This window comes from Micromonospora sp. D93 (assembly GCF_018070365.1).
Lineage (GTDB): Bacteria > Actinomycetota > Actinomycetes > Mycobacteriales > Micromonosporaceae > Micromonospora > Micromonospora ureilytica.
The window spans coordinates 1-25,684 of record NZ_JAGPXW010000032.1; the positions used below are offsets into that span (position 1 = coordinate 1).

20 protein-coding genes and 1 rRNA gene are annotated in these 25,684 nt (G+C 71.3%); 16 read left to right on the top strand and 5 right to left on the bottom strand.

Annotation, left to right across the window (positions count from 1 at the left end):
* The first annotated feature begins 4 nt into the window (after nt 1–4).
* Nucleotides 5–121 (top strand): 5S ribosomal RNA (gene rrf, locus KBX71_RS27570).
* Between the two features lie 67 nt (nt 122–188).
* Here rrf and KBX71_RS27575 read toward each other — a convergent pair.
* A complete protein-coding gene (locus tag KBX71_RS27575; RefSeq protein ID WP_210820715.1) occupies nt 189–875 on the bottom strand; it encodes a hypothetical protein in 687 nt (228 codons plus the stop codon).
* Nucleotides 876–944: 69 nt separating this feature from the next.
* On the opposite strand from KBX71_RS27575, the gene KBX71_RS27580 reads away from it, so the two are divergent.
* Genes KBX71_RS27580 through KBX71_RS27590 form a run of 3 tightly spaced genes read left to right on the top strand, consistent with a single transcriptional unit; the run spans nt 945 to nt 5,325 of the window.
* On the top strand, nt 945–3,563 hold the full coding sequence (locus KBX71_RS27580; RefSeq protein ID WP_210820723.1) for a valine--tRNA ligase: 2,619 nt from the start codon (nt 945–947) through the stop codon (nt 3,561–3,563).
* Entirely contained in the window at nt 3,560–4,894 is a 1,335-nt protein-coding gene (locus KBX71_RS27585; protein WP_210820724.1) for a folylpolyglutamate synthase/dihydrofolate synthase family protein, read from the top strand. Before KBX71_RS27580 ends, KBX71_RS27585 begins: the two co-directional genes overlap by 4 nt.
* Nucleotides 4,891–5,325, top strand: a complete 435-nt coding sequence (locus KBX71_RS27590; RefSeq protein WP_210820726.1) for a DUF4233 domain-containing protein — start codon at nt 4,891–4,893, stop codon at nt 5,323–5,325. Before KBX71_RS27585 ends, KBX71_RS27590 begins: the two co-directional genes overlap by 4 nt.
* Before the next feature lie 43 nt (nt 5,326–5,368).
* Here KBX71_RS27590 and KBX71_RS27595 read toward each other — a convergent pair whose 3' ends face one another.
* The gene (locus KBX71_RS27595) at nt 5,369–6,808 is read right to left on the bottom strand and encodes a VOC family protein (protein ID WP_210820728.1); all 1,440 of its coding nucleotides are present in this window, start codon (nt 6,806–6,808) and stop codon (nt 5,369–5,371) included.
* Nucleotides 6,809–6,950: 142 nt separating this feature from the next.
* Here KBX71_RS27595 and ndk point away from each other — a divergent pair, with 142 nt between their 5' ends.
* On the top strand, nt 6,951–7,376 hold the full coding sequence (ndk, locus tag KBX71_RS27600; RefSeq protein ID WP_091409968.1) for a nucleoside-diphosphate kinase: 426 nt from the start codon (nt 6,951–6,953) through the stop codon (nt 7,374–7,376).
* Nucleotides 7,377–7,414: 38 nt separating this feature from the next.
* On the opposite strand, the gene sigJ is transcribed toward ndk, so the two are convergent.
* On the bottom strand, nt 7,415–8,293 hold the full coding sequence (gene sigJ, locus KBX71_RS27605) for an RNA polymerase sigma factor SigJ (protein ID WP_210820729.1): 879 nt from the start codon (nt 8,291–8,293) through the stop codon (nt 7,415–7,417).
* Nucleotides 8,290–8,721, bottom strand: coding sequence for a carboxymuconolactone decarboxylase family protein (locus KBX71_RS27610; RefSeq protein WP_247684228.1), 432 nt, complete (start codon nt 8,719–8,721; stop codon nt 8,290–8,292). Before KBX71_RS27610 ends, sigJ begins: the two co-directional genes overlap by 4 nt.
* A gap of 401 nt (nt 8,722–9,122) precedes the next feature.
* Here KBX71_RS27610 and ileS point away from each other — a divergent pair, with 401 nt between their 5' ends.
* Together ileS and KBX71_RS27620 are read left to right on the top strand one after the other, a co-directional pair.
* Nucleotides 9,123–12,347: an isoleucine--tRNA ligase gene (gene ileS, locus KBX71_RS27615; protein WP_210820733.1), complete on the top strand. Its 3,225-nt coding sequence runs from the start codon at nt 9,123–9,125 to the stop codon at nt 12,345–12,347.
* Nucleotides 12,348–12,451: 104 nt separating this feature from the next.
* A complete protein-coding gene (locus KBX71_RS27620; protein ID WP_124823372.1) occupies nt 12,452–13,141 on the top strand; it encodes a 1-acyl-sn-glycerol-3-phosphate acyltransferase in 690 nt (229 codons plus the stop codon).
* Nucleotides 13,142–13,197: 56 nt separating this feature from the next.
* Here KBX71_RS27620 and KBX71_RS34015 read toward each other — a convergent pair whose 3' ends face one another.
* The gene (locus KBX71_RS34015; RefSeq protein ID WP_247684223.1) at nt 13,198–14,400 is read right to left on the bottom strand and encodes a hypothetical protein; all 1,203 of its coding nucleotides are present in this window, start codon (nt 14,398–14,400) and stop codon (nt 13,198–13,200) included.
* A 107-nt stretch (nt 14,401–14,507) separates the two neighbouring features.
* Here KBX71_RS34015 and KBX71_RS27630 point away from each other — a divergent pair, with 107 nt between their 5' ends.
* The 9 genes from KBX71_RS27630 to rpmA all read left to right on the top strand — a co-directional run bounded on the left by KBX71_RS27630 (nt 14,508) and on the right by rpmA (nt 25,630).
* On the top strand, nt 14,508–16,508 hold the full coding sequence (locus tag KBX71_RS27630; RefSeq protein WP_210820734.1) for a TIGR03960 family B12-binding radical SAM protein: 2,001 nt from the start codon (nt 14,508–14,510) through the stop codon (nt 16,506–16,508).
* A gap of 237 nt (nt 16,509–16,745) precedes the next feature.
* Complete coding sequence (locus KBX71_RS27635) at nt 16,746–17,186, top strand: hypothetical protein (RefSeq protein ID WP_210820735.1); 441 nt, start codon at nt 16,746–16,748, stop codon at nt 17,184–17,186.
* Nucleotides 17,187–17,196: 10 nt separating this feature from the next.
* On the top strand, nt 17,197–18,684 hold the full coding sequence (locus KBX71_RS34435) for a WXG100 family type VII secretion target (protein WP_210820737.1): 1,488 nt from the start codon (nt 17,197–17,199) through the stop codon (nt 18,682–18,684).
* Between the two features lie 10 nt (nt 18,685–18,694).
* Nucleotides 18,695–20,098: a type VII secretion-associated serine protease mycosin gene (gene mycP / locus KBX71_RS27645; RefSeq protein WP_210820738.1), complete on the top strand. Its 1,404-nt coding sequence runs from the start codon at nt 18,695–18,697 to the stop codon at nt 20,096–20,098.
* Nucleotides 20,099–20,254: 156 nt separating this feature from the next.
* Nucleotides 20,255–21,067, top strand: coding sequence for a TIGR03936 family radical SAM-associated protein (locus KBX71_RS27650; protein ID WP_210820739.1), 813 nt, complete (start codon nt 20,255–20,257; stop codon nt 21,065–21,067).
* Nucleotides 21,068–21,198: 131 nt separating this feature from the next.
* Nucleotides 21,199–24,285, top strand: coding sequence for an Rne/Rng family ribonuclease (locus tag KBX71_RS27655; RefSeq protein ID WP_210820740.1), 3,087 nt, complete (start codon nt 21,199–21,201; stop codon nt 24,283–24,285).
* A 115-nt stretch (nt 24,286–24,400) separates the two neighbouring features.
* Nucleotides 24,401–24,883: a hypothetical protein gene (locus tag KBX71_RS27660; RefSeq protein ID WP_210820741.1), complete on the top strand. Its 483-nt coding sequence runs from the start codon at nt 24,401–24,403 to the stop codon at nt 24,881–24,883.
* Between the two features lie 166 nt (nt 24,884–25,049).
* Nucleotides 25,050–25,364 carry a 50S ribosomal protein L21 gene (gene rplU / locus KBX71_RS27665; protein ID WP_007464063.1) on the top strand — a complete coding sequence of 105 codons (315 nt, stop codon included), beginning with the start codon at nt 25,050–25,052 and terminating at the stop codon, nt 25,362–25,364.
* An 11-nt stretch (nt 25,365–25,375) separates the two neighbouring features.
* Entirely contained in the window at nt 25,376–25,630 is a 255-nt protein-coding gene (gene rpmA, locus KBX71_RS27670; protein WP_007464062.1) for a 50S ribosomal protein L27, read from the top strand.
* Nucleotides 25,631–25,684 lie beyond the last annotated feature (54 nt).

A 25,684-nucleotide genomic window follows, 5' to 3' on the forward strand; every position in this document is an offset into this window, starting at 1 on the left:
GAGTTACGGCGGTCATGGCGGAGGGGAAACGCCCGGTTACATTCCGAACCCGGAAGCTAAGCCCTCCAGCGCCGATGGTACTGCACTCGTGAGGGTGTGGGAGAGTAGGACGCCGCCGGACAATCTTTCAGAAAAGGCCACCCCCTTTCGGGGTGGCCTTTTCTGCGTTGCCCGGGGGATCCGGCGTGTCAGTCCCGGGCCTGCATGCCGTCGCGGAGGTTGCGCAGGAGGCCGCCCGCGTCGCTGACCGACCGACCCGGGAACATCGCCATCACCACGCTGCCGTGGTCGGCCCAGCCGCACACCGCGAAGTCCCCGCCCTCGCCGCTGGTGTTGCCGCACTTCAGCACCCCGCCGAGATCGCCCGCGGGCAGCTCCCGCAGGCCGTTCACCGCACCGGTCTCGTCCGACATCAGGCGGAAGAGGCTGGCCAGGTCCCGTTCCGGCTGCCAGAGCAGGGTGGTGCCCCCGAAGATGAGCACCGAGCGTTTGTCGTCGGCCGGGTCGCGGTAGACCGTCCCGAAACTGCGGTCCAGTTCGATGTTCGCCGCCAGACCGCTGCGCAGATAGTCGGCGGTGCTCTTCGCCCGCTCGCTGTCGTCGCGGGTCAGACCCGCCACCCGATCGGGTGAGGTCAGTTGGGTGTCCTTCTGCTGTGCTACCCGCCACCCACCGACACCGAGCACCGCGGCGCCGGCCAGGCCGACCACCAGTGCGGCCGTCCAACCGATCTTGCGGCGGCGTGACCAGCCGGCGGACCCCTCGTCGGGGTCGCCTCCGGGGTCCCGGGTGCTCAGCTGGATCGGCTCTTCGGTCAGCTCGACCGGCTCGCGGCCGCCGTCGCGCGACCGCTCGGTGAGATGTGCGTCGGACATAGCCGACACCGTACGCGAACGGCAGGTGGCGCACGTCAGGTCTGCGGAAGCCCTCCGTAGACTTGTCCGGTGACCGAGAGACTGGATGCCCGACGCCCCGACGCCCCGACCCTTGCCGGCCAGTACCAGCCCGGTGAGGTAGAGCAGCGACGGTACGAGCAGTGGGTAGCCGGCGGGCACTTCCGGGCCTCCGCCGACAGCGACAAGCCCCCCTTCACCATCGTCATCCCGCCGCCGAACGTCACCGGCTCGCTGCACATGGGCCACGCGTTCGAGCACACGTTGATGGACGCGTTGACCCGACGTAAGCGGATGCAGGGCTTCGAGGCGCTGTGGCTGCCGGGCATGGACCACGCCGGCATCGCCACCCAGAACCTGGTCGAGCGCCAGCTCGCCGCCGAGGGTCTTTCCCGGCACGATCTCGGCCGGGAGAAGTTCGTCGAGCGGGTCTGGCAGTGGAAGGCCGAGTCCGGCGGCGCCATCCTCGGCCAGATGCGCCGCCTCGGCGACTCCGTCGACTGGGACCGCGAGCGCTTCACGATGGACGCGGGGCTGACCCGCGCCGTCCAGACGATCTTCAAGAAGCTCTTCGACGACGGCCTCATCTACCGGGCCAACCGGATCATCAACTGGTGTCCGCGCTGCCTCACTGCGCTCTCCGACATCGAGGTCGAGCACACCGACGACGACGGCGAGCTGATCTCGATCCGCTACAGCGACGAGGTCGTGGTGGCCACCACCCGTGCCGAGACGATGCTCGGCGACACCGCGGTGGCGGTGCACCCCGACGACGAGCGCTACCAGCACCTGATCGGCACGGAGGTCGAGCTGCCGCTGACCGGCCGCCGGATCCCGATCGTCGCCGACGCGCACGTCGACCCGTCGTTCGGCACCGGCATGGTCAAGGTGACGCCCGCCCACGACCCGAACGACTTCGAGATCGGCCAGCGGCACGACCTGCCCGCGCTCACCGTGATGGACGAGCGCGGTGTGATCACCGTGCCCGGCCCGTTCGAGGGGTTGGACCGGTTCGAGGCGCGGCCCGCGATCGTGGCGGCGCTGCGGGAGCAGGGCCTGATCGTCGCCGAGAAGCGCCCGTACGTGCACGCGGTCGGGCACTGCTCGCGCTGCAAGACCACTGTCGAGCCGCGGCTGTCGCTGCAGTGGTTCGTCAACACCGCCCCGCTGGCCCAGGCCGCGGGTGACGCGGTGCGCGACGGTCGGGTCCGCATCGAGCCGGCCGAGTTGGCCAAGCGCTACTTCGCCTGGGTCGACAACATGCACGACTGGTGCATCTCCCGCCAGCTGTGGTGGGGGCACCGCATCCCGGTCTGGTACGGCCCGGCGGGTGAGATTGTCTGCGTCGGCCCCGACGAGGCGCCGCCGACCGGCGAGGGCTGGCACCAGGACGAGGACGTCCTGGACACCTGGTTCTCCAGCGGTCTGTGGCCGTTCTCCACCCTGGGCTGGCCCGAGCAGACCCCGGACCTGGCGAAGTTCTACCCGACCAGCGTGCTGGTCACCGGGTACGACATCCTGTTCTTCTGGGTCGCCCGGATGATGATGTTCGGCCTCTACGCGATGGACGGCCGGCCGCCCTTCGACGTGGTCGCGTTGCACGGCATGGTGCGCGACCAGTTCGGCAAGAAGATGTCGAAGTCGTTCGGCAACGTGGTCGACCCGCTGGACTGGATCGACAGGTACGGCGCCGACGCCACCCGGTTCACCCTGGCGCGGGGCGCGAACCCCGGCCAGGACGTCCCGGTCAGCGAGGAGTGGTGCCAGGGCTCGCGCAACTTCTGCAACAAGCTCTGGAACGCCACCCGGTTCGCCCTGATGAACGGCGCGCACACCACTGGCGACCTGCCTCCCACCGAGCAGCTCTCCACCGTCGACCGGTGGATCCTGTCCCGGTTGGCGCACGTCACCGCCGAGGTCGACGAGCAGTTCGAGGCGTACGAGTTCGCCAAGGTGTGTGACCTGCTGTACCACTTCGCCTGGGACGACGTCTGCGACTGGTACGTCGAGCTGAGCAAGCCGGTGCTCGCCGAGGGCGGTGAGCGCGCGGAGGCCAGCCGCCGGGTGCTCGGGCACGTGCTCGACCAGCTGCTGCGGCTGCTGCACCCGGTCATCCCGTTCGTCACCGAGGAGTTGTGGCTCGCGCTGACCGGCGGCGAGACGGTGCAGGCCGCCGCCTGGCCGGTGGCCGACCGGTCGCTGATCGACGACGCCGCCGAGGCCGAGCTGGTCGGCGTGCAGCGGGTGGTCACCGAGATCCGGCGGTTCCGTTCCGACCAGGGGCTGCGCCCGACGCAGCGGGTGGCTGCCCGCCTGGACGGGCTGTCCGGCGCGGGTATCGCGGCCCACGAACCGCTGATCCGTTCGCTGGTCCGGCTGGACCCGGCCGGTGACGACTTCCAGGCCAGCGCCACGCTGGCCATGCCCGGCGCGGTCGGTGTCGCGTTGGACACCCGGGGGTCGATCGACGTGGCCGCCGAGCGGGCCCGGCTGACGAAGGACCGCGCAGCCGCCGAGAAGGAGGTCGCGCAGGCCCGGGCGAAGCTCGACAACCCTGCCTTCATCGGCAAGGCCCCCGAGCCGGTGGTCGCGAAGATCCGCGACCGGCTCGCCACCGCCGAGGCCGACCTGGTCCGGATCGACGCTGCTCTGGAGACACTGCCCTCGTGACCGACCGTACCGATTTCGCCGCCGTCGAAGCCGAGCTGAACGCCCGCGGCTTCACCCGCATGGTCTTCGAGCTGGACCGGATCGAGTCGCTGCTCGACCTGCTCGGCAGCCCACAGCGGGCGTACCCCGCGATCCACCTGACCGGCACCAACGGCAAGACCTCCACCGCGCGGATGATCGACTCGCTGCTGCGGTCGCACGGACTGCACACCGGGCGGTACACCAGCCCGCACCTGGAGACCGTCCGGGAGCGGATCAGCCTGGACGGGGAGCCGGTCAGCGAGGAGCGGTTCACTTCGGTGTACCGCGAGATCAAACCGCTGGCCGAGCTGGTCGACGCACGGTCGGACGAGCCGCTGACGTACTTCGACATGACCACCGCGTTGGCGTTCGCCACGTTCGCCGACGCGCCTGTCGACATCGCTGTGGTCGAGGTCGGCCTCGGCGGTGCCGAGGACGCCACAAACGTTCTCCAGGCCGGGGTCTGTGTGATCACCCCGATCGGGCTGGACCACACCGAGTGGCTCGGCGACACGCTTCAGGACATCGCGCTGGCCAAGGCCGGCATCATCCACCCGGGCGCCACCGTGATCGCGGCAGCGCAGGAGGAGGAGGCCGCTGGTCCCATCCTCGAACGCTGCGCCGAGGTCGGAGCCACCATCGCCCGGGAGGGCGGCGAGTTCGGCGTACTGGGTCGGGCGGTCGCAGTCGGCGGGCAGGTGCTCACCCTCCAGGGCCTGGGCGGCGTGTACGACGACATCTTCATCCCGCTGCACGGCGCCCATCAGGCGCAGAACGCGGCGGTGGCGCTCGCCGCCGTGGAGGCGTTCCTGGGTGCGGGGGCCCGACGTCAGCTGGACATCGAGGCGGTCCGGGAGGGCTTCGCCTCGACCAGCTCCCCGGGTCGGCTGGAGCGGGTCCGGAACGCCCCGACCATCCTGCTGGACGGTGCGCACAACCCGCACGGCATGAAGGCCACCGTCACCGCGCTCCAGGAGGAGTTCGCGTTCAGCAAGCTGGTGGCCGTGATCGGCGTACTCGCCGACAAGGACGCGGAAGCGATGCTGGAGCTGCTGGAGCCGGTGGTCGACCAGGTGGTGGTCACCCGCAACAGCTCGCCACGGTCGATGCCGACGGACGAACTCACCGCGCTGACCGCCGAGATCTTCGGCGAGGAGCGGGTGGCCTCGGCGGAGGAGATGCCGGACGCCATCGAGTTGGCGGTGGCGATGGCCGAGGAGGACGTCCCAGGTGAGCTGAGCGGCGTCGGGGTGCTGATCACGGGTTCCGTGGTGACGGTCGCCGACGCGCGCAGGCTGCTGAAGCGATGACCAGCCCGGAGCGGGACCCGCACACCACCGAGGACCCGACCGGCCCGCCGGCCGAGCAGCCGGTGGGGGAGGAGCCCACGACCGGGCAGCCGCGGCGCTCCGGGTTGCGCAACCCGGAGCGGGCGGTACGCGGTCTCGGCGCTGGCACGCTCAGCCTGGAGGCGCTGGTGCTCCTGCTGGCGATCCAGCCGATCCGGGTGGTCCGCGGTGACCTCGGCGGCGCCGCGATCGGTGCGGTCGTGGCACTGGCGGTGGCCGCCGTGGTGCTCGCCGGCATGATGCGCCGCCCCTGGGCCTGGAACGCCGGCACCGTGCTCCAGGGCCTGTTGTTGCTGGGCGGTCTGCTGCACTGGTCGCTGCTCGGGCTGGGCATCATCTTCGCCCTGGTCTGGGCGTACGCGTTGCACGTTCGCCGCGTCATCCTCGGCTGACGCCTGACCCGGCCGGTGGCACCCCCGGCGCGAACGGGCCGGGTCAGGCGTCGGCGCGTTCGCGCCACTGGGTGAGCGCGACGCCGTGGCCGTCCGGGTCGCGGAAGGCCGCCGCCCACCCCTCCAGCTTGGTGCCCCGGTTGACCACGCGGGGCGCGTACGTGAAGCGGACGCCCGACTCGCGCAACCGCTCGTACGCCGCCTCGATGTCGTTCACCTCGAGGTTGACGTGCACCAGTCGGCGGCTGATGGGCGCTGCGCCGCTCACCTCGCGCAGGACGATCCGGGTCGCCCCGGAGGCGAGGACGGCGTTGTGGGCACCCTGGTCGACCTCGCTGAAGCCGAGCACGTCGCGGTAGAAGCCGAGCGACCGCGGCAGGTCGGTGACCAGCAGGGTGAGACCCACCCCGCTGATCGGCGCGGCCGAGCCGCCGTCGAACCCGAAGATCGCCCGGTCCAGTTCCTCGTTGGTCACTGTCGTGCGGGCCGCCCCGGCCGGTGCAGGGTCGTCCAGCGGAAGGTCGAGGGGGTCCAGCGGGTCGGCCAAACCCGGGCCGGACCGCTGCGTGGGCGGTGGGTCGGAGCGCTGCGCGCTGGGCGGGTCGACGAAGTCGTCCGAGGACGGGGTGGTCGGGCCGTCCGCCTCCGGAGCGTCGGACCGGTCGGCGGTGGGCTCGTCGAAGCGCTCCTCGACGGGCGGGCGCGGCGCGGGAGTGGTTGCCCGTCGGGGCAGCCCACCGGCCTGCGGTTCGACGACGACGCCCTCCAGCACCATCGGGCCACCCGGGCTCTGGTGCATCACCACGGGCTGGCGCTCCTCGGGCACGACGACCGGGTCGTCACGCCGGAGGTCGTCACGCCGGGGGTCGGTGCGCAGAGGGTCACCGAGCGGGTCCCGGAACGGGTCACCGACCGGGTCGCGGAAGTCGTCGCGGAAGTCGTCGTCCGGCGCACGGTCGGCCCAGGGTGGCGCGTCCTGCTGGATCAGCAGCTCGTCCATCGCCTCCGCGTCGGCGAACTCGGGCGGGAGATCGGCGACGGCGGCGGCGGTCTCGGCATGGGTCGGCACCTCGTCCCAGAGGACCTTGACGTGCCGCTGGTCGTCCAATGCGACCCGGATCGGCAGGGTCTGGCCCAGCGACGGCCACTTGGAGACCGGCACCCTCGGCTCGATGATTTTCTTGGACCGCGGCGGCAGACCAGGGGCGTCGATCACCAGTTGCAGTTCGCAGCGGCCGAAAGCGTACTGGGTGGGTGGTTCGGAGGCGCTGTGCACGTGCCCGACACCGACGACCCACGTGCGACCGCCGCCGCGTAAGGTCGCCAGCGCGATCGCCAGCACCAGCAGGGCGACCCCGAGAGCCACGATGGCCCAACTGGTCATGCCCAGCCCGAACAGGACGATGAACGTGGCCACGGTGCCCAGCACCGTGCCGATCAGCTTGCGTACCGGCGCGATGGGTCGGTTCCCGCCATTCGCCACAGTGGACCTCCCGGGGGTCAGGGCCAGGCTAGGCCGGATCGGCCACCGGGGGAAAGACCGGCCGCCGCGCCGGCGCCGGGACCGGGTCGCTAGGCTGACCGTACCGATCCCAAGCGTTCAGTGCGTACAGGAGGAACCCAGCGTGTCCAGCAACAGCCCGGATGAGCGCAGCCTCGTTCTGATCAAGCCCGACGCGGTTCGCCGCGGCCTGGTCGGCGAGGTCCTCTCCCGCTTCGAGCGCAAGGGGCTGCGGATCGACGCGATGGTGCACCGGACGATGGACGCCGCGCTCGCCGACGAGCACTACGCCGAGCACGTCGACAAGGCGTTCTACCCGCCGCTGAAGGACTTCATGACCGGCGGCCCACTGGTCGCCCTGGTGCTCTCCGGCGACCAGGTCATCGACGTGGTCCGCGGGCTGGTCGGCGCCACCGACGGGCGCAAGGCAGCCGCCGGCACCATCCGGGGTGACCTGTCGCTGTCCAACCGGGAGAACCTGGTGCACGCGTCCGACTCGACGGACAGCGCCAAGCGCGAGATCGCGCTCTGGTTCCCCGAGCTGGGCTGACGTCCACCGGCCCGGGGGCCGACCGACGACGCCCCGGTTCAGTCGATCGCCGGCACCTTCGCCGGGTTGCCGACCACGTAGATCCCGGTGATCCGTCCGTCGGCCGCGGCGATGGTCAGCGTGTACCGACTGCCGTCCGCGCGGGTGATCAGCATCGCGGGTTCCCCGTTGAGCTCGACCGGATCCATGATCGTCCGGTGACGCGGGCCGTAGACCCCGGCGTAGAACCTGGCGATCCGGTCCGCGCCGGTGACCGGGTTGAGGGCGGCCCGCGCCCGACCGCCACCGTCGTTCCACGCTGTGGCGTCGGCGGCCACCAGGTCAGTGAGCGTCGCCAGGTCACCGTCGCGGGCGGCCGCGAGGAACGCGTCCAGCAGCCGCTCCCGCTCCGGGCGACTGGCGGTGAACCGGCGCTGCTCCTGCCGTACCCGCGCGGTCGCCCGGTGGTACAGCTGGCGGCAGTCGGCGGCGGACCGGTCCAGGATCTCGGCGATCTCCGCGTACGGCACGTCGAAGGCCGTGTGCAGGACGTACACCGCTCGCTCCGGCGGGGTGAGCCGCTCCAGCACGTGCAGCAACGCGGTGGAGAGCGAGTCGCGTAGCTCCACCCGGTCCAGTGGCCCGAACGGCGACGGCGCGGTCGGCACCGGTTCGGGCAACCACGTCCCGACGTACGTCTCGCGGGCCGCCTGCCGGGCGCGCAGCCGGTCCACTGCCAACCGGGTGACCACCCGGGACAGGTACCGGCGCGGCTCCTCGACCCGGGCCCGGTCCACACCCACCCAGCGCAGGTACGACTCCTGGAGCACGTCCTCCGCGTCGTGCCGGCTGCCGAGCAGGCGGTACGCGAGCCCAAGCAGCATCGGCCGGTGCGCCTCGAGCGCACCGGCCGCCTCTGCTGCCGCCTCGGTGGTCACGCCTGGGTCGGAGGCTCCAGCCGCATCGTCACCCCGATCCGATTCCACACGTTGATTGTGGCAATCGCGATGACGAGGTCGGCCAGTTCCTTCTCCGACCAGACCTTCGCGGCGTCGTCCCACACGTCGTCCGGCACCCCGTGCTCACCGAGCCGGGTGACCGCGTCGGTGAGGGCCAGCGCGGCCCGCTCCCGCTCGTCGAAGAAGGGCGCCTCCCGCCAGGTGGCGACCGCGAACAGCCGCCGGCTCGACTCGCCGTCGGCGAGCGCGTCCCGGCTGTGCATGTCCACGCAGTACGCGCACCCGTTGATCATCGACGCCCGTAGCTTCACCAGCTCCAGCACTGTGCGGTCGACGTTCGTCTGGACGTACTTCTCCAACCCCATGACGGCCTTGTACGCCTGCGGTGCGACCTCGGCCGCGTTCATCCGTTGCACGACTACCTCCTGATCGGTCCGACACCCGTACGACGGGTGGGCCGGTTTGGTCGTGACAACCGGGTGTGTGAGCCCGCTCATGTCGCCGAAACCGCCGGGGTGGGGAGAGGGGCGGGGAACGGGCGGGAGGGGGAGCGGGTCTTGTATCGTTTGGGACCGTAAGGCTTTGACCCGGCTATCACCGGTGAGCCTCCGGAAGAACAGCCGGGTGACCGGCCCAGTAGAACCGGACGGGTGCGGCCCGTCACAGCCGGCAAATGAGCGGGCGGTCGATCCTGACCGCCAAGCGGGGTGGTACCGCGGGCCACCCGGGAGCGCCGTTCCAGGCGTACCCCGGAAAGCTCGTCCTCGCAGACCACGTTGCGTGAGCTGCATGAGGAGAGCGACCCCCGATGGCCTACCCGTTGCACGACCCGACCGCCGCCGGTGTGCCGGCGAGCCCGGACCTGCCCGCGGTCGAGCGCCGGGTGCTGGAGCACTGGACGGCCGACAAGACCTTCGAGGCGTCGGTCGAGGCCCGTCCGGCCGGCGACGACGGCAAGAACGAATACGTCTTCTACGACGGCCCGCCCTTCGCCAACGGCCTGCCGCACTACGGTCACCTCTTCACCGGCTACGTCAAGGACGTGGTGCCGCGCTACCAGACCATGCGCGGCCGGCACGTCGAGCGGCGCTTCGGCTGGGACTGCCACGGCCTGCCCGCCGAGGTGGTGGCCGAGAAGCAGCTCGGCATCACCAGCAAGGCGGAGATCATCGACCTGGGCGTGGCCCGGTTCAACGAGGCCTGCCGTACCTCGGTGCTGGAGTTCACCCAGGACTGGGAGCGGTACATCAACCGGCAGGCCCGCTGGGTCGACTTCAGCAACGACTACAAGACCCTCGACCTGGACTACATGGAAAGCGTCATGTGGGCCTTCAAGACCCTGCACGACAAGGGTCTGATCTACGAGGGCTTCCGGGTGCTCGCGTACTGCTGGCGCTGCGAGACCCCGCTGTCGAACACCGAGACCCGGATGGACGACGTCTACCGGGACCGGCACGACCCCACCCTGTCGGTGTGGTTCGAGCTGACCGCCGACGAGTCCGCGCCGGAGCTGGTGCGCGGGCCGGTCAAGCTGGGCGTCTGGACCACCACGCCGTGGACCCTGCCGTCGAACCTGGCGCTCGCCGTCGGCCCCGACATCGAGTACGCGGTGCTGGAGCGCGAGGGTCAGCGTCACGTCGTCGGCGCGGCGCGGCTGGCCGCGTACGCCAAGGAGCTGGACGGCTACGAGCAGGTCGGTACCGTGTACGGCCGGGACCTGGTCGGGCGCCGCTACACGCCGCTGTTCGACTTCCTCGTCGAGCAGGCCGGGGAGAACGCCTACCAGGTGCTCGGCGCGGAGTTCGTCACCACCGAGGACGGCACCGGGATCGTCCACCTGGCCCCGGCCTTCGGTGAGGACGACCAGAACGTCTGCAACGCCGCCGGCATCCCCACCATCGTCACTGTCGACGACCACACCCGGTTCACCGCGCTGGTCCCGCCGTACCAGGGTGAGCAGGTCTTCGACGTCAACAAGCCGGTGATCCGGGAGCTGAAGGACCGGGGGGTGGTGCTCAAGCAGGACACCTACACCCACTCGTACCCGCACTGCTGGCGCTGCGACACCCCGCTGGTCTACAAGGCGGTGTCCTCGTGGTTCGTCGCGGTGACCCAGTTCCGGGACCGGATGGTCGAGCTGAACCAGGAGATCAACTGGACGCCCGGCCACATCAAGGACGGTTCGTTCGGCAAGTGGCTGGCCAACGCCCGGGACTGGTCGATCAGTCGGAACCGGTTCTGGGGCTCGCCGATCCCGGCGTGGAAGTCCGACGACCCGAACTACCCCCGGCTGGACGTCTACGGCTCGCTGGCTGACATCGAGCGGGACTTCGGCGTACGCCTGACCGACCTGCACCGGCCGGCGGTGGACGACCTGGTCCGCCCCAACCCGGACGACCCTACGGGTGCGTCGATGATGCGTCGGGTGCCGGAGGTGCTGGACTGCTGGTTCGAGTCCGGGTCGATGCCGTTCGCCCAGGTGCACTACCCGTTCGAGAACGCGGACTGGTTCGAGCACCACTACCCGGGTGACTTCATCGTCGAGTACATCGGGCAGACCCGCGGCTGGTTCTACACGATGCACGTGCTGGCCACCGCGCTGTTCGACAGGCCGGCGTTCCGCAACTGCCTGAGCCACGGCATCCTGCTCGGGTCGGACGGGCGCAAGATGTCCAAGAGCCTGCGCAACTACCCGGACGTCTACCACGCCTTCGACTCGTACGGCTCGGACGCGATGCGGTGGATGCTGATGTCCTCGCCGGTGCTGCGCGGTGGGGACATGGCGGTCACCGAGTCGGGCATCCGCGACGCCGTTCGGCAGGTGCTGCTGCCGCTGTGGAACGTGTGGTACTTCTTCACGCTCTACGCCAACGCCGACGGGTACCGGGCAAAGCGGAAGACCGACGCGGAGCCGATCGGCGACGGCGAAGCCGCCGCCGGCACCCTGCTCGACAGGTACGTGCTGGCGAAGACGAACGAGCTGGTGTCGACTGTCGGCGCGCAGATGGACGCGTACGACATCTCCGGTGCCTGCGGCACCATCCGGTCCTACCTCGACGCGCTGACCAACTGGTACGTGCGCCGGTCCCGGGACCGGTTCTGGTCCGGCGACGCCGACGCCTTCGACACGCTGTCGACGGTGCTGGAGACGCTCTGCCGGGTGGTGGCGCCGCTCGCGCCGCTGACCGCGGAGGAGATCTGGCGTGGCCTGACCGGGGAGCGTTCGGTGCACCTGACCGACTGGCCGGAGGCGAGCGAGTTCCCAGCCGACCACGACCTGGTCGCCGCGATGGACAACGTGCGGGCGGTCGCCTCGGCGGCGCTGTCGCTGCGCAAGGCCAAGGGGCTGCGGGTGCGACTGCCGCTGTCCAAGCTGACCGTGGCCTCGCCGGTCGCGGAGCAGCTGCGGCCGTTCGCCGACCTGGTCGCCGACGAGGTCAACGTGAAGACCGTGGAGTTCAGCGCGGAGCTGTCCGCGTACTGCGAGCAGGTGTTGACTGTGGTGCCCCGGGCGCTCGGCCCGCGGGTCGGCAAGCAGGTGCAGCAGGTGATCAAGGCGGTCAAGGCGGGCGAGTGGGAGCTGGTCGACGGCGCCCCGGTGGCCGCCGGCGTCACCCTCGCCGAGGGTGAGTACGAGCTGCGCCTGGTCGCCGCCGACGCCGAGCACTCCGCGCCGCTGCCCGGCGGCGAGGGCGTGGTGGTGTTGGACACCGACGTCACCCCGGAGTTGGCCGCCGAGGGGCTGGCCCGCGACGTGGTGCGGGTGGTGCAGCAGGCCCGCCGGGACGCCGACCTGGACGTCTCGGACCGGATCGTGGTGTCGGTGTCGGCGTCCGACGAGGTACGCGCGGCGGTGGCCGCGTACGTCGACTTCGTCTCCGCGGAGGTGCTGGCCGACTCGGTGGACTTCGCCGAAAGTCCGGACGGCTCCGCCGTCGAGGGCCCGGACGGCTCCGCCGTTGAGGGCCTGGAGGGGTTCGCTGGCGAGGTCGGCGATGGTGAGCGGGTAACTGTGGTCGTACGCCGGGTATAACGGACCATCGCCCGGTTGCGGGCGCCTCCCACCTCCGTCGGAGAGGTGTGGAGGCGTCCGCTACCGTGACACCGCCTGTTCGCACCTGATCTGCCGGAGGACCAGTGCCCCTGCTCTACACCATCGGCAAGCTGACCGTGGCGCCCGCGCTGCGGTTGGCGTTCCGCCCGACCGTGGAAGGGCTGGAACACGTGCCGGAGACCGGTGGCGCGGTCTTCGCCGGTAACCACCTCTCGGTGGCCGACGAGCTGTTCCTCGGCACGGTCGTGCCCCGGCACCTGGCGTTCTGGGCCAAGTCGGAGTACTTCACGGGCGCCGGCGCGAAGGGCGCGTTCTCCAAGTTCGTCCTCACCGGCCTGGGCGCGATCCCGGTCGAGCGGGCCGGTGGCCGGGCGGCGCTGTCCGCGTTCGACGCGGCGATCCCGGCGCTCAAGGGCGGTGACCTGGTGGTGGTCTACCCGGAGGGCACCCGCTCTCCGGACGGCAAGCTCTACCGGGGGCGGACCGGCGCGGCTCGGCTGGCGATCTCGGCCGGCGTACCGATCATTCCGGTCGGCATGATCGGCACGGACAAGGCGCAGCCGATCGGTGCCCGGGTGCCCCGGCCGGGCACTGCCAAGATCACGGTTCGATTCGGCAAGCCGCTGGACTTCACCGGCCGACCGGACGACCGCACCTCACTGCGGCAGATGACCGACGAGCTGATGAGTGAGATCCAGAAGCTCACCGGCCAGGAGTACGTGGCCCGCTACGCCCCGCCGCGCGCCCACTCGGACTCGACAGGCGACGCCTGACCCCGGCTGCCGCCGGCAGTGCACGTGCCGCGCGGGCCGACCGCGCGGGGTGCGGCTCAGCCCCGCTCGGGCTGGACGATCTGGGCGCGCAGGGTGGCCAGCAGGTCGGCACTGTCGGCCACCGAGAGCCGGGTGAACACGCCGGTGGCGATGCTGCCGTGGTCGACCGACGTGCAGACCACCACGGCACTGCCGTCGGCGCTACCCACCGCGCATCGTTCGTGCCTGCCCCGCACACCGGTGTCCACGCTCTCCGGAGCGTCCAGCGCGAACCGCGCGGTGAGCCGACTGATCTCGGCTTCCGCGTCCGACTCCGGACTCAGCCGGAAGCCGGTGCCCCCGAAGACGGTCACCAGTTTGCCGCTCGTCGTTGAGTAGACGCCGGCGAACGTGTCCTCGGCCAGCCAGTGCTCCTTGCGTACCTCGTTCTCCAACGTCTGGGCGGTCTCCGTGCTGCGGTTGTCCTGCCGCAGGCTGAGGTCGTCCACCTGGACGGGCAGTGCCGCGCGCGCCGGGTACTGGGCCGAGATCGGGAACCCGTAGTAGGCGGGGCAGCCACAGCAGCAGGCCAGCGTGAGGAGCAGCAGCCACGGCCAGCGACGTCGCCGGCGGACCGGGACCGGCACGTACCCCTTGGGGGCCTGCCAACCGGGCGGTGGCGTCGGCGGTGGCGCTGTCGATCGCCGGCCCCGGCGCTGCTTCGGCACTTTCGGCGCCTTCTGCGGCGCGGGTGGCGACACCGGTCGGGCCGGCACCATGGGCCCGACGGCCCGCGGTGCGCTCGGGGCAGCCGGCGGCGGCACGGGGTGTGGCCCGGCCGGGGAAGCTGGCGGCCCGGACCACTGCCGGGTGTCCGGCGGCGTCGGGTACGACATCGTCGGCGGCAGCGGGGGCAGTTCGGCGGAGGGCAGGTCCCAGCCGCCGGTGTCCACGCCGGCCCACGGGTCGACAGGCGTCTGGTGCTCCGGCGGCCCGACGGGGACCGGCGGGGGAGGGGTCGGCTCGGCCGACTCGCCCCAGGAGGACCGGCGTGGCAGCGGCGGCGGCACCGGCGCCGAGCCGCTCCACCTGGGCGCCGGGACCTCCGCGGTGGCGGTGGGTTCCGGCTGGTCCGGGGGGTCCTGCTGGTCCGAGGGTTCCGGCTGGTCCGAGGGTACGGGTGGGGAGGTCGGCTCGTCGGCGACCGCCGGGTCCTGCTCCGGCTCCGTGCCCGGGGTGCTCCCGTCGGCCGGCCGTGCTTCCGGCTGGGGCTCCGGCATCGCGGCAATCTCCTCTCGCGCCGATCCGAGGTTAGTACCGCGCCGCCACCACCGCCGATCGGGCGTGCGCGCGATAGTCGCCGAGCGAACGCGTACCCTTGGGCATCATGAGTGCCCCGTCCACGACGCCGCGCGCGGCCGCGACCAATTCCGTCTGGTCCCAGCTCGAGCCGCTGCTGCCCCAGGTCTCCAAGCCCATCCAGTACGTCGGGGGCGAGTTGGGCGCGGTGACGAAGGACTGGGGCGCGGCGACCGTGCGCTGGGCGCTGATGTATCCCGACGCCTACGAGGTGGGCCTGCCCAACCAGGGCGTGCAGATCCTCTACGAGGTGCTCAACGAGCTGCCCGACACCCTCGCCGAGCGGACGTACGCGGTCTGGCCGGACCTGGAGACGCTGATGCGCACGCACGGCGTGCCGCAGTTCACCGTCGACGCGCACCGGGCGGTGCGCGGGTTCGACGTGTTCGGCATCTCCTTCTCCACCGAGCTTGGCTACACCAACATGCTCACCGCGATCGACCTGGCCGGCATCCCGATGCTGGCCGCCGACCGCACCGACGCCGACCCGGTGATCGTGGCCGGCGGGCACGCCGCGTTCAACCCGGAGCCGATCGCCGACTTCATCGACGCCGCGGTGCTCGGCGACGGCGAGGAGGCGGTCCTGGAGATCACCGCGATCGTCCGGGAGTGGAAGGCCGAGGGCTCGCCGGGCGGCCGTGACGAGCTGCTGCTGCGGCTGGCCCGCACCGAGAGCGTCTACGTTCCGCGCTTCTACGACGTCGACTACCTGCCGGACGGCCGGATCCAGCGGGTCGTGCCGAACCGGGCGGACGTGCCGTTCCGGGTGCACAAGCGCACGACGATGGACCTGGACGCCTGGCCGTACCCGAAGAAGCCCCTCGTTCCGCTGGCCGAGACGGTGCACGAGCGGTACGCGGTGGAGATCTTCCGGGGCTGCACCCGGGGATGCCGGTTCTGCCAGGCCGGGATGATCACCCGGCCGGTGCGGGAGCGGTCGATCACCACTGTCGCCCAGATGGTCCGCGAGGGCCTGGAGTTCTCCGGCTTCAACGAGGTCGGCCTGCTGTCGCTCTCCTCCGCGGACCACTCCGAGATCGGCGACATGTGCTCGGGCCTCGCCGAGCAGTACGCGGGCACGAACGTCTCGCTGTCGCTGCCGTCGACCCGGGTGGACGCCTTCAACATCGACCTCGCGCAGGAGCTGTCCCGCAACGGGCGGCGTACCGGCCTGACCTTCGCCCCGGAGGGCGGGTCGGAGCGGATCCGCAAGGTCATCAACAAGATGGTGACGAAGGAAGACCTGATCCGGACGGTCGTCACCGCGTACACCAACGGCTGGCGGCAGGTGAAGCTCTACTTCATGTGCGGCCTGCCCACCGAGACCGACGAGGACGTCCTCGAGATCGCGGAGATGGCCCACGAGGTGATCAGGGCCGGCCGGGCCGCGACCGGCTCCAAGGACATCCGTTGCACGGTGTCCATCGGCGGGTTCGTGCCGAAGCCGCACACCCCGTTCCAGTGGGCCTCCATGGACCGTCCGGAGGTCATCGACCACCGGCTCAAGATCCTCAAGCAGGCCATCAACGCGGACCGTTCGCTGGGCCGGGCCATCGGCTACCGCTACCACGACGGCGAGCCGTCGCTCATCGAAGGACTGCTCTCCAGGGGTGACCGCCGGGTCGGCTCGGTGATCCGCAAGGTCTGGGAGAACGGCGGCCGGTTCGACGGGTGGAGCGAGCACTTCTCGTACCAGCGCTGGGTGGACGCGGCGGCCGAGACGCTGCCCGCGTTCGGGGTGGATCTCGACTGGTTCACCACCCGTCAGCGCGACGAGCTGGAGGTCCTGCCCTGGGACCACCTCGACTCGGGCCTGGACAAGGACTGGCTCTGGCAGGACTGGCAGGACTCGGTCAGCGGGTTCGAGCAGGACGACTGCCGGTGGACCCCCTGCTTCGACTGCGGTGTCTGCCCATCGATGGACACTGAGATCCAGATCGGCCCCACCGGCAAGAAGTTGCTGCCGCTCACCCCGCTGGGCGGCAACGGCATGAAGGTCCCGTCGGGCCACTCGCACTCGCACCCCTGACCGGGGTAGCGCCGGCTGGCGGCGCACCACCCTCCACATCCGACATGTCGCCCAACGGGTCCGCGTCTCGCGGGCCCGTTGGCCCGTTACGGGCCTCGCCGCGCATCGGACCTTCCCCGAGATCGGCGGTCATCTGTACCACGTGGTGGTGGCTGGGGCTGCCTCGACTAGGTCAGACTCGATACGCTGCGTCTGACATGGACCGACCCGGCGGGTCGGGAACGGGGGAGGAAGCGCATGGGTAGCATCCCGCCGCCGAGCATCGGCGATCTGCACGTCAGCGTCGAGGACCTGGACGCCGCCGCCACGTACGTCGAGCGGCTCAGGCAGTACATCGACGACACCATCAAGTACGAGATGGAACGCATCAAGGAGCGGATGAAGGGCGACAGCAACAACGCCCAGACCGTCCCGAACGGCACTCCCTTCGGCGCGTACGAGGACGCCCGCATGCAGTGGCGTGCCCTGGAGGTGTCCACGGCGAACATGGAAGCGCACCTCACGACGCTCTCCCAGAAGCTCGCCGCGCTCAAGGAGGGCACCGAGGAGATCGCCAAGGCGTTCCGCGACACCGAGGCGCGCAACGGCGCCAACGGCAAGGAGATCGAGCGGTTGCTGGAGTCGGCGGCGCCGCCGCCCACGGCCAGCGGCGCACCCACCTACCCGTACACGGCCTGAGGGGGACGTCATGGCTGGAGGAACCTGGGAGCGGTGCGTCCGCGAGGTGACGCTCTCCGCGGACCCGGAAACTGTCGGATCGGTCGGAGCGGGCTGGAGCAATCTCTCCAGCGGCCTGCAACAACTGCGGGACGCGCTCGTCGGTCGGTCGTTCGTCGGCCCGATCGCTACGGGCCAGGAGCGCCCGCACGTCGGCGGTCTGCCCGGGATGCTGGCCGGCTGGAAGGGCAGCGGTGGCGACGCGTACCGCGAGCACCTGGGCAAGATTGGCAAGCAGATCGAGGATCTGATCACCGACGCGACGAACGTCAGTGGCGCGTTGACGCGGATCGAGGGCGACATCCGTAAGTCCGTCTCCACGATCCCGATCCCGCTGATGGACGATTTCGGCTTCAACGAGTGGAGCCTGCCCAACGGCACCGAGCTCGACGACGCCCGCGACGGCGAGAGCTCGTCGGGGTTCCTCGCCGCGCTGCGCAAGGACTACCAGAACAACCCCGGCTCGTACGCCGACGGCGCGTTCCGTGACAAGGCCGACGACCTGGAAGCGACGATGAAGGTCGACGGCCAGGCCGGTGACCAGAAGCGGGGCGGCTGGTGGGACACCGGGGCTCACCTGGACAACTGGTACCGGGACAACCAGAACGCGGCGAACACCGCGATGGCCCCGCTGCCCCAGGCGGTCTACACCGAGCGTCCGAAGCTCACCGTGAACAGGCCGGACGCGGGAGACGGAGAGGATGTGCTCCGTCGCGACCCCCGGGTTCCGCCGTCGGGGCGACCCGACATCAGTAGTGGCGAAATCGGCGGGAAGCCCGACATCGGTGGTGGCGGCCCCACGATCGGCAGCAGGCCACCGACCATCGGCGACACGGGCGGTCCGACGTCCACCGTCGACCCGTTCTCCCCGACCAAGCCCGGTGGGATCGGCGATGGCCCGCCCACCGGCGGCGGCACCGGCCAGCTGACGGCCCCACCGACCGGTTCCGGTTATCCGGGCTACGGCGACGACGACTACACCAGCGGTCTGGCTGGCGCCACCCCGGGCGGGGTCGGTGGCCTGGGCGGCGGCATCGGCGGCGGCGGGGTCGGCAGCGCCGGTCTCGGTGGCGCCGGCGGTGGTTTCGGAGGCGGTGCCGGCGTCGGCTCGGCCGGCGGGATCGGCGGCGGCGCGGGCGGTGGCCTCGGCGGCGGTGCCGGGGTCGGCGTGGGCGGCATCCCCGGCATGGTGGGTGGCGGCAACGGAAAACTGCCGCCGATGACGAGCGCGGCGAACGCGTTGCGCACGGCCCAGGCCGCCGGCGGCGCCGGGATGGCGGGCGGCGCGCGTGGTGCCGGTGTCGGCGGTGCCGGAATGATGGGCGGCGGCATGATGGGCGGCGCGGGCGGCGCCGGACACGGCGGCGGTGGCAGCGGCTCCGAGCACTCGTCGTGGTTGACTGAGGACGACGATCCGTGGGGCCCTGGTGACAGCGCGTCCCCGGGTGTCCTTCGATGAGGATGGACGGATGAAGGTGAACCTCGGAAGCCTCCGGCCGGTAGTCGCCTGTCTGCTGGCGGGGTTCCTGGTGGTGGGGGCCGCTCAACCGGCGGCCGCCGCGCCCCGGCGGGCCGAGCAGTGGTATTTGGACGAGCTCCGGATCGATCAGGTGCACAAGATCTCGACTGGGCGAGGCGTGGTCGTGGCCGTGATCGACAGTGGTGTCGAGGCCAGTCATCCGGACCTGCGCGGTCAGGTGCTTGCCGGTGGTCGCAGCTACGGTTCCGGAGATGGTCGGGCTGACGAGGATGGGCATGGCACGCACATGGCCGGCATCATCGCGGCCAAGGCCAGCAGCGACGGTGTGACTGGCATCGCCCCCGGTGTGAAGATCCTTCCCATCAAGCTGCGCAAGGAGGATGGGGTCTACAAGGGCGCCGGGATTGTTCGGGGCATCCGGATGGCCGTCGACGGTGGCGCCAAGGTGATCAACGTATCCATCGGTGGCGCTGGCTTCGCCACCGCCGTGGAAGCGAGCGCGATCAAGTACGCGTTGGACCGTGACGTCGTCCTGGTCGCCTCCGCGGGTAACATCGCCCAGGGCCGCACCACAGTGGGCACCCCCGCCAACACCCCGGGCGTGATCGCGGTGACCGGAACGACCAGAGGTGGCGCGTTCTGGCCCGGCTCGGTCCAGGGGCCGGAGGCGGTGGTCGCCGCTCCCGGCGACGGCATCTACAACGTCGCCAACGAGGGGGGCTACGGCTGGGGTGACGGCACCTCCGACTCCGCTGCGATCGTCTCCGCTCTGGCCGCGTTGATCCGAGCCAAGCACCCGGACCTCAACGCTCCGAGCGTGATCAACCGGATCATCCGGACCGCGCGCGACGCCGGCCCGTCCGGGCGAGATCCGCAGTACGGCTTCGGGGTGATCGACCCGATCAAGGCGTTGACGGCCAACGTGCCACCGGTTACCGCCAACCCGCTGCTCGACCCGGCCGCGGCGGCGACCGACCCGGGCCCGGCCCGTGCCGAGGGCGCGGACGAGGAGTTCGACGTCACCCAGCACGGCGATCGCGGTGGCCCCACCGACCAGCAGGTCATGGTGATCGGCATCGGCATCGCCGTGGTGCTGGTGTTGCTGTTGGGTCTGGTGGTCTTCCTCATCTGGAACCGGCGTCGGTACCGGCGGGAGGCGGCCCGAGCCGCCGACATCCCGGACGAGGTGCTCGACCGGGCGGCCCAGGGCGCGTACCCGCCGCCGGACGCGGGTTACGCCCCACCGCCGGGTTACCCGCCCCCGCCCGGCTACGCCCCTCCTGCCGGGTATGCCCCGCCTTCCGGCTACGCCCCTCCCTCGGGCTACACCCCGCCCTCCGGCTACGGCCCGCCGCCGGGCGAGGCGCCACCCGCGCCGCCGAGGGAGCGATAACCGGTCCCGACCGTGATGGCCGGCCGGTGACCCGCGCGTCACCGGCCGGCCATCGGCTCTTGGGGCTGGTGGTCGCGACCCTGTTGGCCGTTTCGCACCCGTCTGCGGGGCGGTTCGACCGCCCCGGCTGCGTACCGTCACGAGCCCTGAGCCAGGATGGGCGGACACGCAGGTACACCCGAGGAGCCCACGATCGCCAGAAAGCCTCAACCCGAGGGCGGCCAGGCACCGGTCGTCCAGCGCGTCCGCATCCGGTACGCCAAGCGCGGGCCGCTGCGGTTCACCTCGCACCGGGACTTCGCCCGTGCGTTCGAGCGCGCGCTCCGCCGGGCCGCAGTTCCGGTCGCCTTCTCCCAGGGGTTCCACCCGCACCCGAAGATCTCCTACGCCAGCGCCGCGCCCACCGGAGTGGCGAGCGAGGCGGAGTACCTGGAAATCGCCCTTCAGGCCGAGGTCGACCCGGAGGCGCTGCGCGCCGCTTTGGACGCCGCGCTCTCGCCGGGGCTGGACGTCCTGGACGCCGTGATCGCCGAGGGGGGCAATCTGCCGGACCGGATCGAGGCGTCGCACTGGTACATCGAGTTGCCCGAGGTCGACACCGCGGCGCTGCGCGCCGCGGTGGACGCCTTCGTCGCGGCCGAGGAGGTGCTGGTCGAGCGGATGACCAAGCAGGGTCGACGCACTTTCGATGCCCGCGCCGCCGTGATGTCTATCGATGTCCAACCTCCTGCCCCGACGCCTTCCGGGGCGCCGGCCGTCCCGTGTGCGATACTCGAACTGGTCGTGCGGCAGGTCACCCCGTCCGTACGGCCCGATGACGTCCTTTCCGGCCTCCGCGTGGTGGCCGACCTGGAGCCGCCGGTTTCGCCGAGGGTGACCCGGCTGGCTCAGGGCACGTTGACCGCGCAGGGTGCGATCGTGGATCCGTTGGATGCGGACCGCGACGGGGCAGCCATCGTTGGGCACTGACCGACGGTCGGTGTTCTGGCAGGCAGACTTCGGCGGTCGCGCACCACGCGCGCCCGGCGGAAACACTTTTGCGGCGACCCTGCGTGGCAGCGCTCACCCGCGCCCGGGCTAGCCAGAACTGGAGAACGTCCATGCTCGAGAACGAGCCCGAGGGCGGCGAACGGACCGGTTCACAGCCGGCCGCCGACACCGCTGACCAGAGCACCACGGCCGACGGCGCCGCCGTCGAGACCTCCACCACGGCTGTCGGTTCGGCCTCGGTGGAACCAGCCGGCGCGGAGAGCGAGGCCGTCGAGCCCGCCGCGCCGGTGCGCCGCACCCGGGCGACCCGTCGTCGGGCCGCCCCGCTCAACCAGCCGGAGCAGACCGATGCCCCGGTCGAGGCGTCCACCGGTGGGGCCGGCAGCGCCGAATCGCCGCAGGCGGAGGTGTTCGCGCCGGTCTCCGGTGATCTGGATGTCGCCCCGAAGACCCCCCGGCGCCGCCGCAAGGCCACAGCTGTCGAGACGACCGCCGAAGAGCCGCTGGTCGCCGCCTCCGCGGAGGCGGCCTCGGCCGAGGTGGTTCCGCCGGTCAAGGTGACCCGTACCCGGCGCAAGAAGGCCACCCCGGCCGCTGTCGAGGAGCCGCCCGCCACCGAGCAGCCGGCCGCCGCCGTCGAGGAGCCGGTCGCCGCCGTCGAGGAGCCGGCCGAGTCCGACCTGCGCGAGGCCGAGGCCGAGTTGAACGACTCCGAAACCCTCCCGAGCACGTCCGCCGCCGAGCTCCCCTGGAGCAGTGGCGCGCAGGACCGCTCCGGCGAGGTGCCACCGGGTGTGGCCGTTCCCGTTGTGACGGATGAGCCGAACGAGCCGGCCGAGGTCGAGCCGGAGCAGCCGCGTACCCGTCGTCGGCGGGCTGCGCTCTCCGCGCCCACCGTGCTGTTCATGGCGCCCCAGCCGGACGCCGTGCCGGTGACCCGACCGGTGGAGCCCGCCGCGGCGACCGAGGAGCCGGCCGTCGAGGAGGCCGCCGAGCCGTCCCGCCGTCGTCGGCGTGGTCGCCGTGAGGCCGAACCGGTGGAGCCGATCGAGGCCATCGAGGCAGAGGAAGAGCCGACCGAGGAGGCCGACGAGGCCGCCGAGGCGGATGAGGACGACGAGGACAGCGCCGCCGCGCGCCGCCGCCGCCGGCGTGGGCGCCGGGGCCGGGGCCGGGGCAAGGGCGGGGCCGACGACGCCGAGGACGAGGAGTCCGAAGAGGCGGCGCAGGCCGATGAGGAAGAGACCGCCGAGGCCGAGCCTGAGGGCGACGAGGACGAGGAGTCCGAGGGCGGGGACGGCCTGACCCGTCGTCGTCGCCGCCGTCGCCGTCGTGGCGCCGGTGACACCGAGGGTGCGGCGGACGACGGTGTGCCGACCGTGGTGAAGATCCGCGAGCCGCGCCGGACCGTCGACGAGGTGCAGGGTGTGTCCGGCTCGACCCGGCTGGAGGCCAAGCGGCAGCGCCGCCGCGACGGTCGGGAGCAGCGCCGTACCCGCCCGCCGATCCTCAGCGAGTCGGAGTTCCTGGCACGCCGCGAGGCCGTCGACCGGGTGATGGCGGTCCGCCAGCGCGGTGACCGCACCCAGATCGCCGTCCTGGAGGACGGCGTGCTGGTCGAGCACTACGTCACCCGCAACTCCTCCGGGACGATGGCCGGCAACGTGTACCTGGGCAAGGTGCAGAACGTGCTGCCGAGCATGGAGGCCGCGTTCGTCGACGTCGGCCGGGGCCGCAACGCGGTGCTGTACGCCGGTGAGGTCAACTGGGACACCTCCGGGCTGGAGGGGCGCGCTCGCTCGATCGAGCAGGCGCTGCGCTCCGGCGACTCGGTGCTGGTCCAGGTCACCAAGGACCCGATCGGGCACAAGGGCGCACGGCTGACCAGCCACATCGCGCTCTCGGGCCGGCACCTGGTCTACGTGCCCAACGGCAACGCCTCCGGGATCAGCCGCAAGCTGCCGGACAACGAGCGCAAGCGGCTGCGGGACGTGCTCAAGAAGCTGGTCCCGGACGGCGCGGGCGTGATCGTCCGGACGGCCGCCGAGGGTGCCACCGAGGACGAGCTGGCCCGCGACGTCAAGCGTCTGCAGGCGCAGTGGGAGGACATCCAGGCCAAGGCCGCCGAGGGTGGCGCTCCGGCGCTGCTCTACGGGGAGCCCGACCTGGTCATCCGGGTTGTCCGGGACCTGTTCAACGAGGACTTCCGCGAGCTGGTGATCGAGGGCGAGCAGTCGTACGACATCGTCGAGTCGTACCTGTCGCACGTCTCGCCGGACCTGGTCGACCGGGTGCGCCGGCACGTCGGCACGAGCGACGTCTTCGCCGAGTACCGGATCGACGAGCAGATCATCAAGGGCCTGGACCGGAAGGTCTTCCTGCCCTCCGGCGGCTCGCTGGTGATCGACCGCACCGAGGCCATGACCGTTGTCGACGTCAACACCGGTAAGTACACCGGCTCCGGGGGCAACCTGGAGGAGACTGTCACCCGCAACAACCTGGAGGCGGCGGAGGAGATCGTCCGTCAGCTCCGGCTGCGTGACATCGGCGGCATCGTGGTGATCGACTTCATCGACATGGTGCTGGAGTCGAACCGTGAGCTGGTGCTGCGTCGGCTGACCGAGTGCCTGGGCCGGGACCGCACCAAGCACCAGGTCACCGAGATCACCTCGCTCGGCCTGGTGCAGATGACCCGTAAGCGGATCGGCGCGGGCCTGCTGGAGGCGTTCAGCGAGACCTGCGAGTGCTGCAAGGGTCGGGGCGTCATCATGCACACCGAGCCGGTGCCGGAGAAGCCGCGTCCCGCTGGTGCGGGAGAGAAGGTCAAGGCGGTCGCCTCGTCGGTGGCTGCCGCTCCGGCGGCCGAGCAGGGTGCCACAGCCACGTCGTCCCGCCGCCGGGCGCGCAAGAACGCCCCGGCGGAGCGGACCGTGGTCGAGGTCGTCGACACCGACACCACCGCCGAACCGGACGCCGACTACCAGGACACCATGGGGTACGACCTGTCCCGCTACGAGTCGGACACCGCCGCCGCACCGGCGATCTCCGACGCTCAGCAGGGTGAGTCGGCTCGGCTGGCCGCAGCGGACGACCCGGACGCGCTCGCCGACGGTGAGGGCGACGAGGAGACCACCGAGGGCGGTGGCGGCCGTCGCCGGTCGCGTCGCGGTGGCGCCCGTCGGCGGACCCGCCCCTGAGCGCCTGACCGGCCACGTGTTTGACGAGGTCCCTCTCCCGGAAAGTGACGGGGGAGGGACCTCGCCGTTGTGGCCACCCGGTCCTCGATCGGCCGTCCCAGGTCAGGAGAAGAAGATGCGCCGTCTGCTCGCCGTCACCGCGCTGCTCACCATGCTCTCCGGCGCGGCCGGCTGCTCCACCGGTGGGACCGCCGGGGGCGCTGGCTCGGCGGCCGCTGGCACCCCTTCCGGGCCGACCGGCATGCCGGCCAGCGGTGGTGTGGCGGGTGGCGAGGCCACCCAGGTCTGCACCGCCGCGCGGGAGGCCGGCACCACTGCTGTCCGGACGTACGTGGCGGAGTTGGGCCAGATGCTCGTGGCGGTGGGCGCCGGGGACACCCGCACGGCCGAGGCCGCCCGGGGACGGGCCGAAGCGGCGCTGGCCAACTGGCGGACGGTGCTGCGGGAGCAGTCGGCGCGGACCGACGATCCGCAGCTCAAGACTCTGCTCACCGACATCGGGACCGAAGTCTCCGCGCTCGGCGCCGACGTCGAGTCGATCGACGAGACCGAACTCGACAGGCTCCAGCAGCGCCTCGACCAGCTCTGCCCGCGCTGACCAGGGCGGGCCGGTTTGGGGTCCGGGCCAGCAATGGCGTACTCTTGCCTGCGGCCCACCTTTGGTGTGCCGAGTTCCCGTGTGCCCGCGCCGCCGTGCACTGCTACCCGGCGAGCCGCTGCGGGGACGACCGCCAGCAGCCTCAACGACAGGGAGTCCGCCTCCGATGTACGCGATCGTCAAGACCGGCGGCAAGCAGTACAAGGTCGCCGAGGGCGACGTGATCGAGGTCGAGAAGCTCACCGGCGCCCCCGGTGACGCGGTGAAGCTCACCGCGGTGCTCCTCGTCGACGGTGACGACCTGGTGACCGACGCGGCGAAGCTTGCCGAGGTCGCGGTGTCCGGCGAAATCGCCGCGCACACCAAGGGCCCGAAGATCCGGATCCACAAGTTCAAGAACAAGACCGGCTACCACAAGCGCCAGGGTCACCGCCAGCCGTTGACCCAGGTCAAGGTGACCGGCATCTCCAGCGGGAAGTAGGTCGTCCTCCAATGGCTCACAAAAAGGGTGCGTCCAGCTCGCGTAACGGTCGTGACTCCGCGGCCCAGCGACTCGGCGTGAAGCGCTTCGGTGGTCAGGTTGTCAGCGCCGGTGAGATCATCATCCGGCAGCGTGGCACCAAGTTCCACCCCGGTGACCTGGTCGGCCGTGGCGGCGACGACACGCTGTTCGCGCTGTCCGCCGGTGCGGTCCTGTTCGGCACCAAGCGCGGTCGTAAGACCGTCAGCATCGTTCCGCAGCAGTAGTTCTGGGGCTAAGCGGGCCGCGGACCTCCGGGTCCCGGCCCGCTTAGCCTTTTT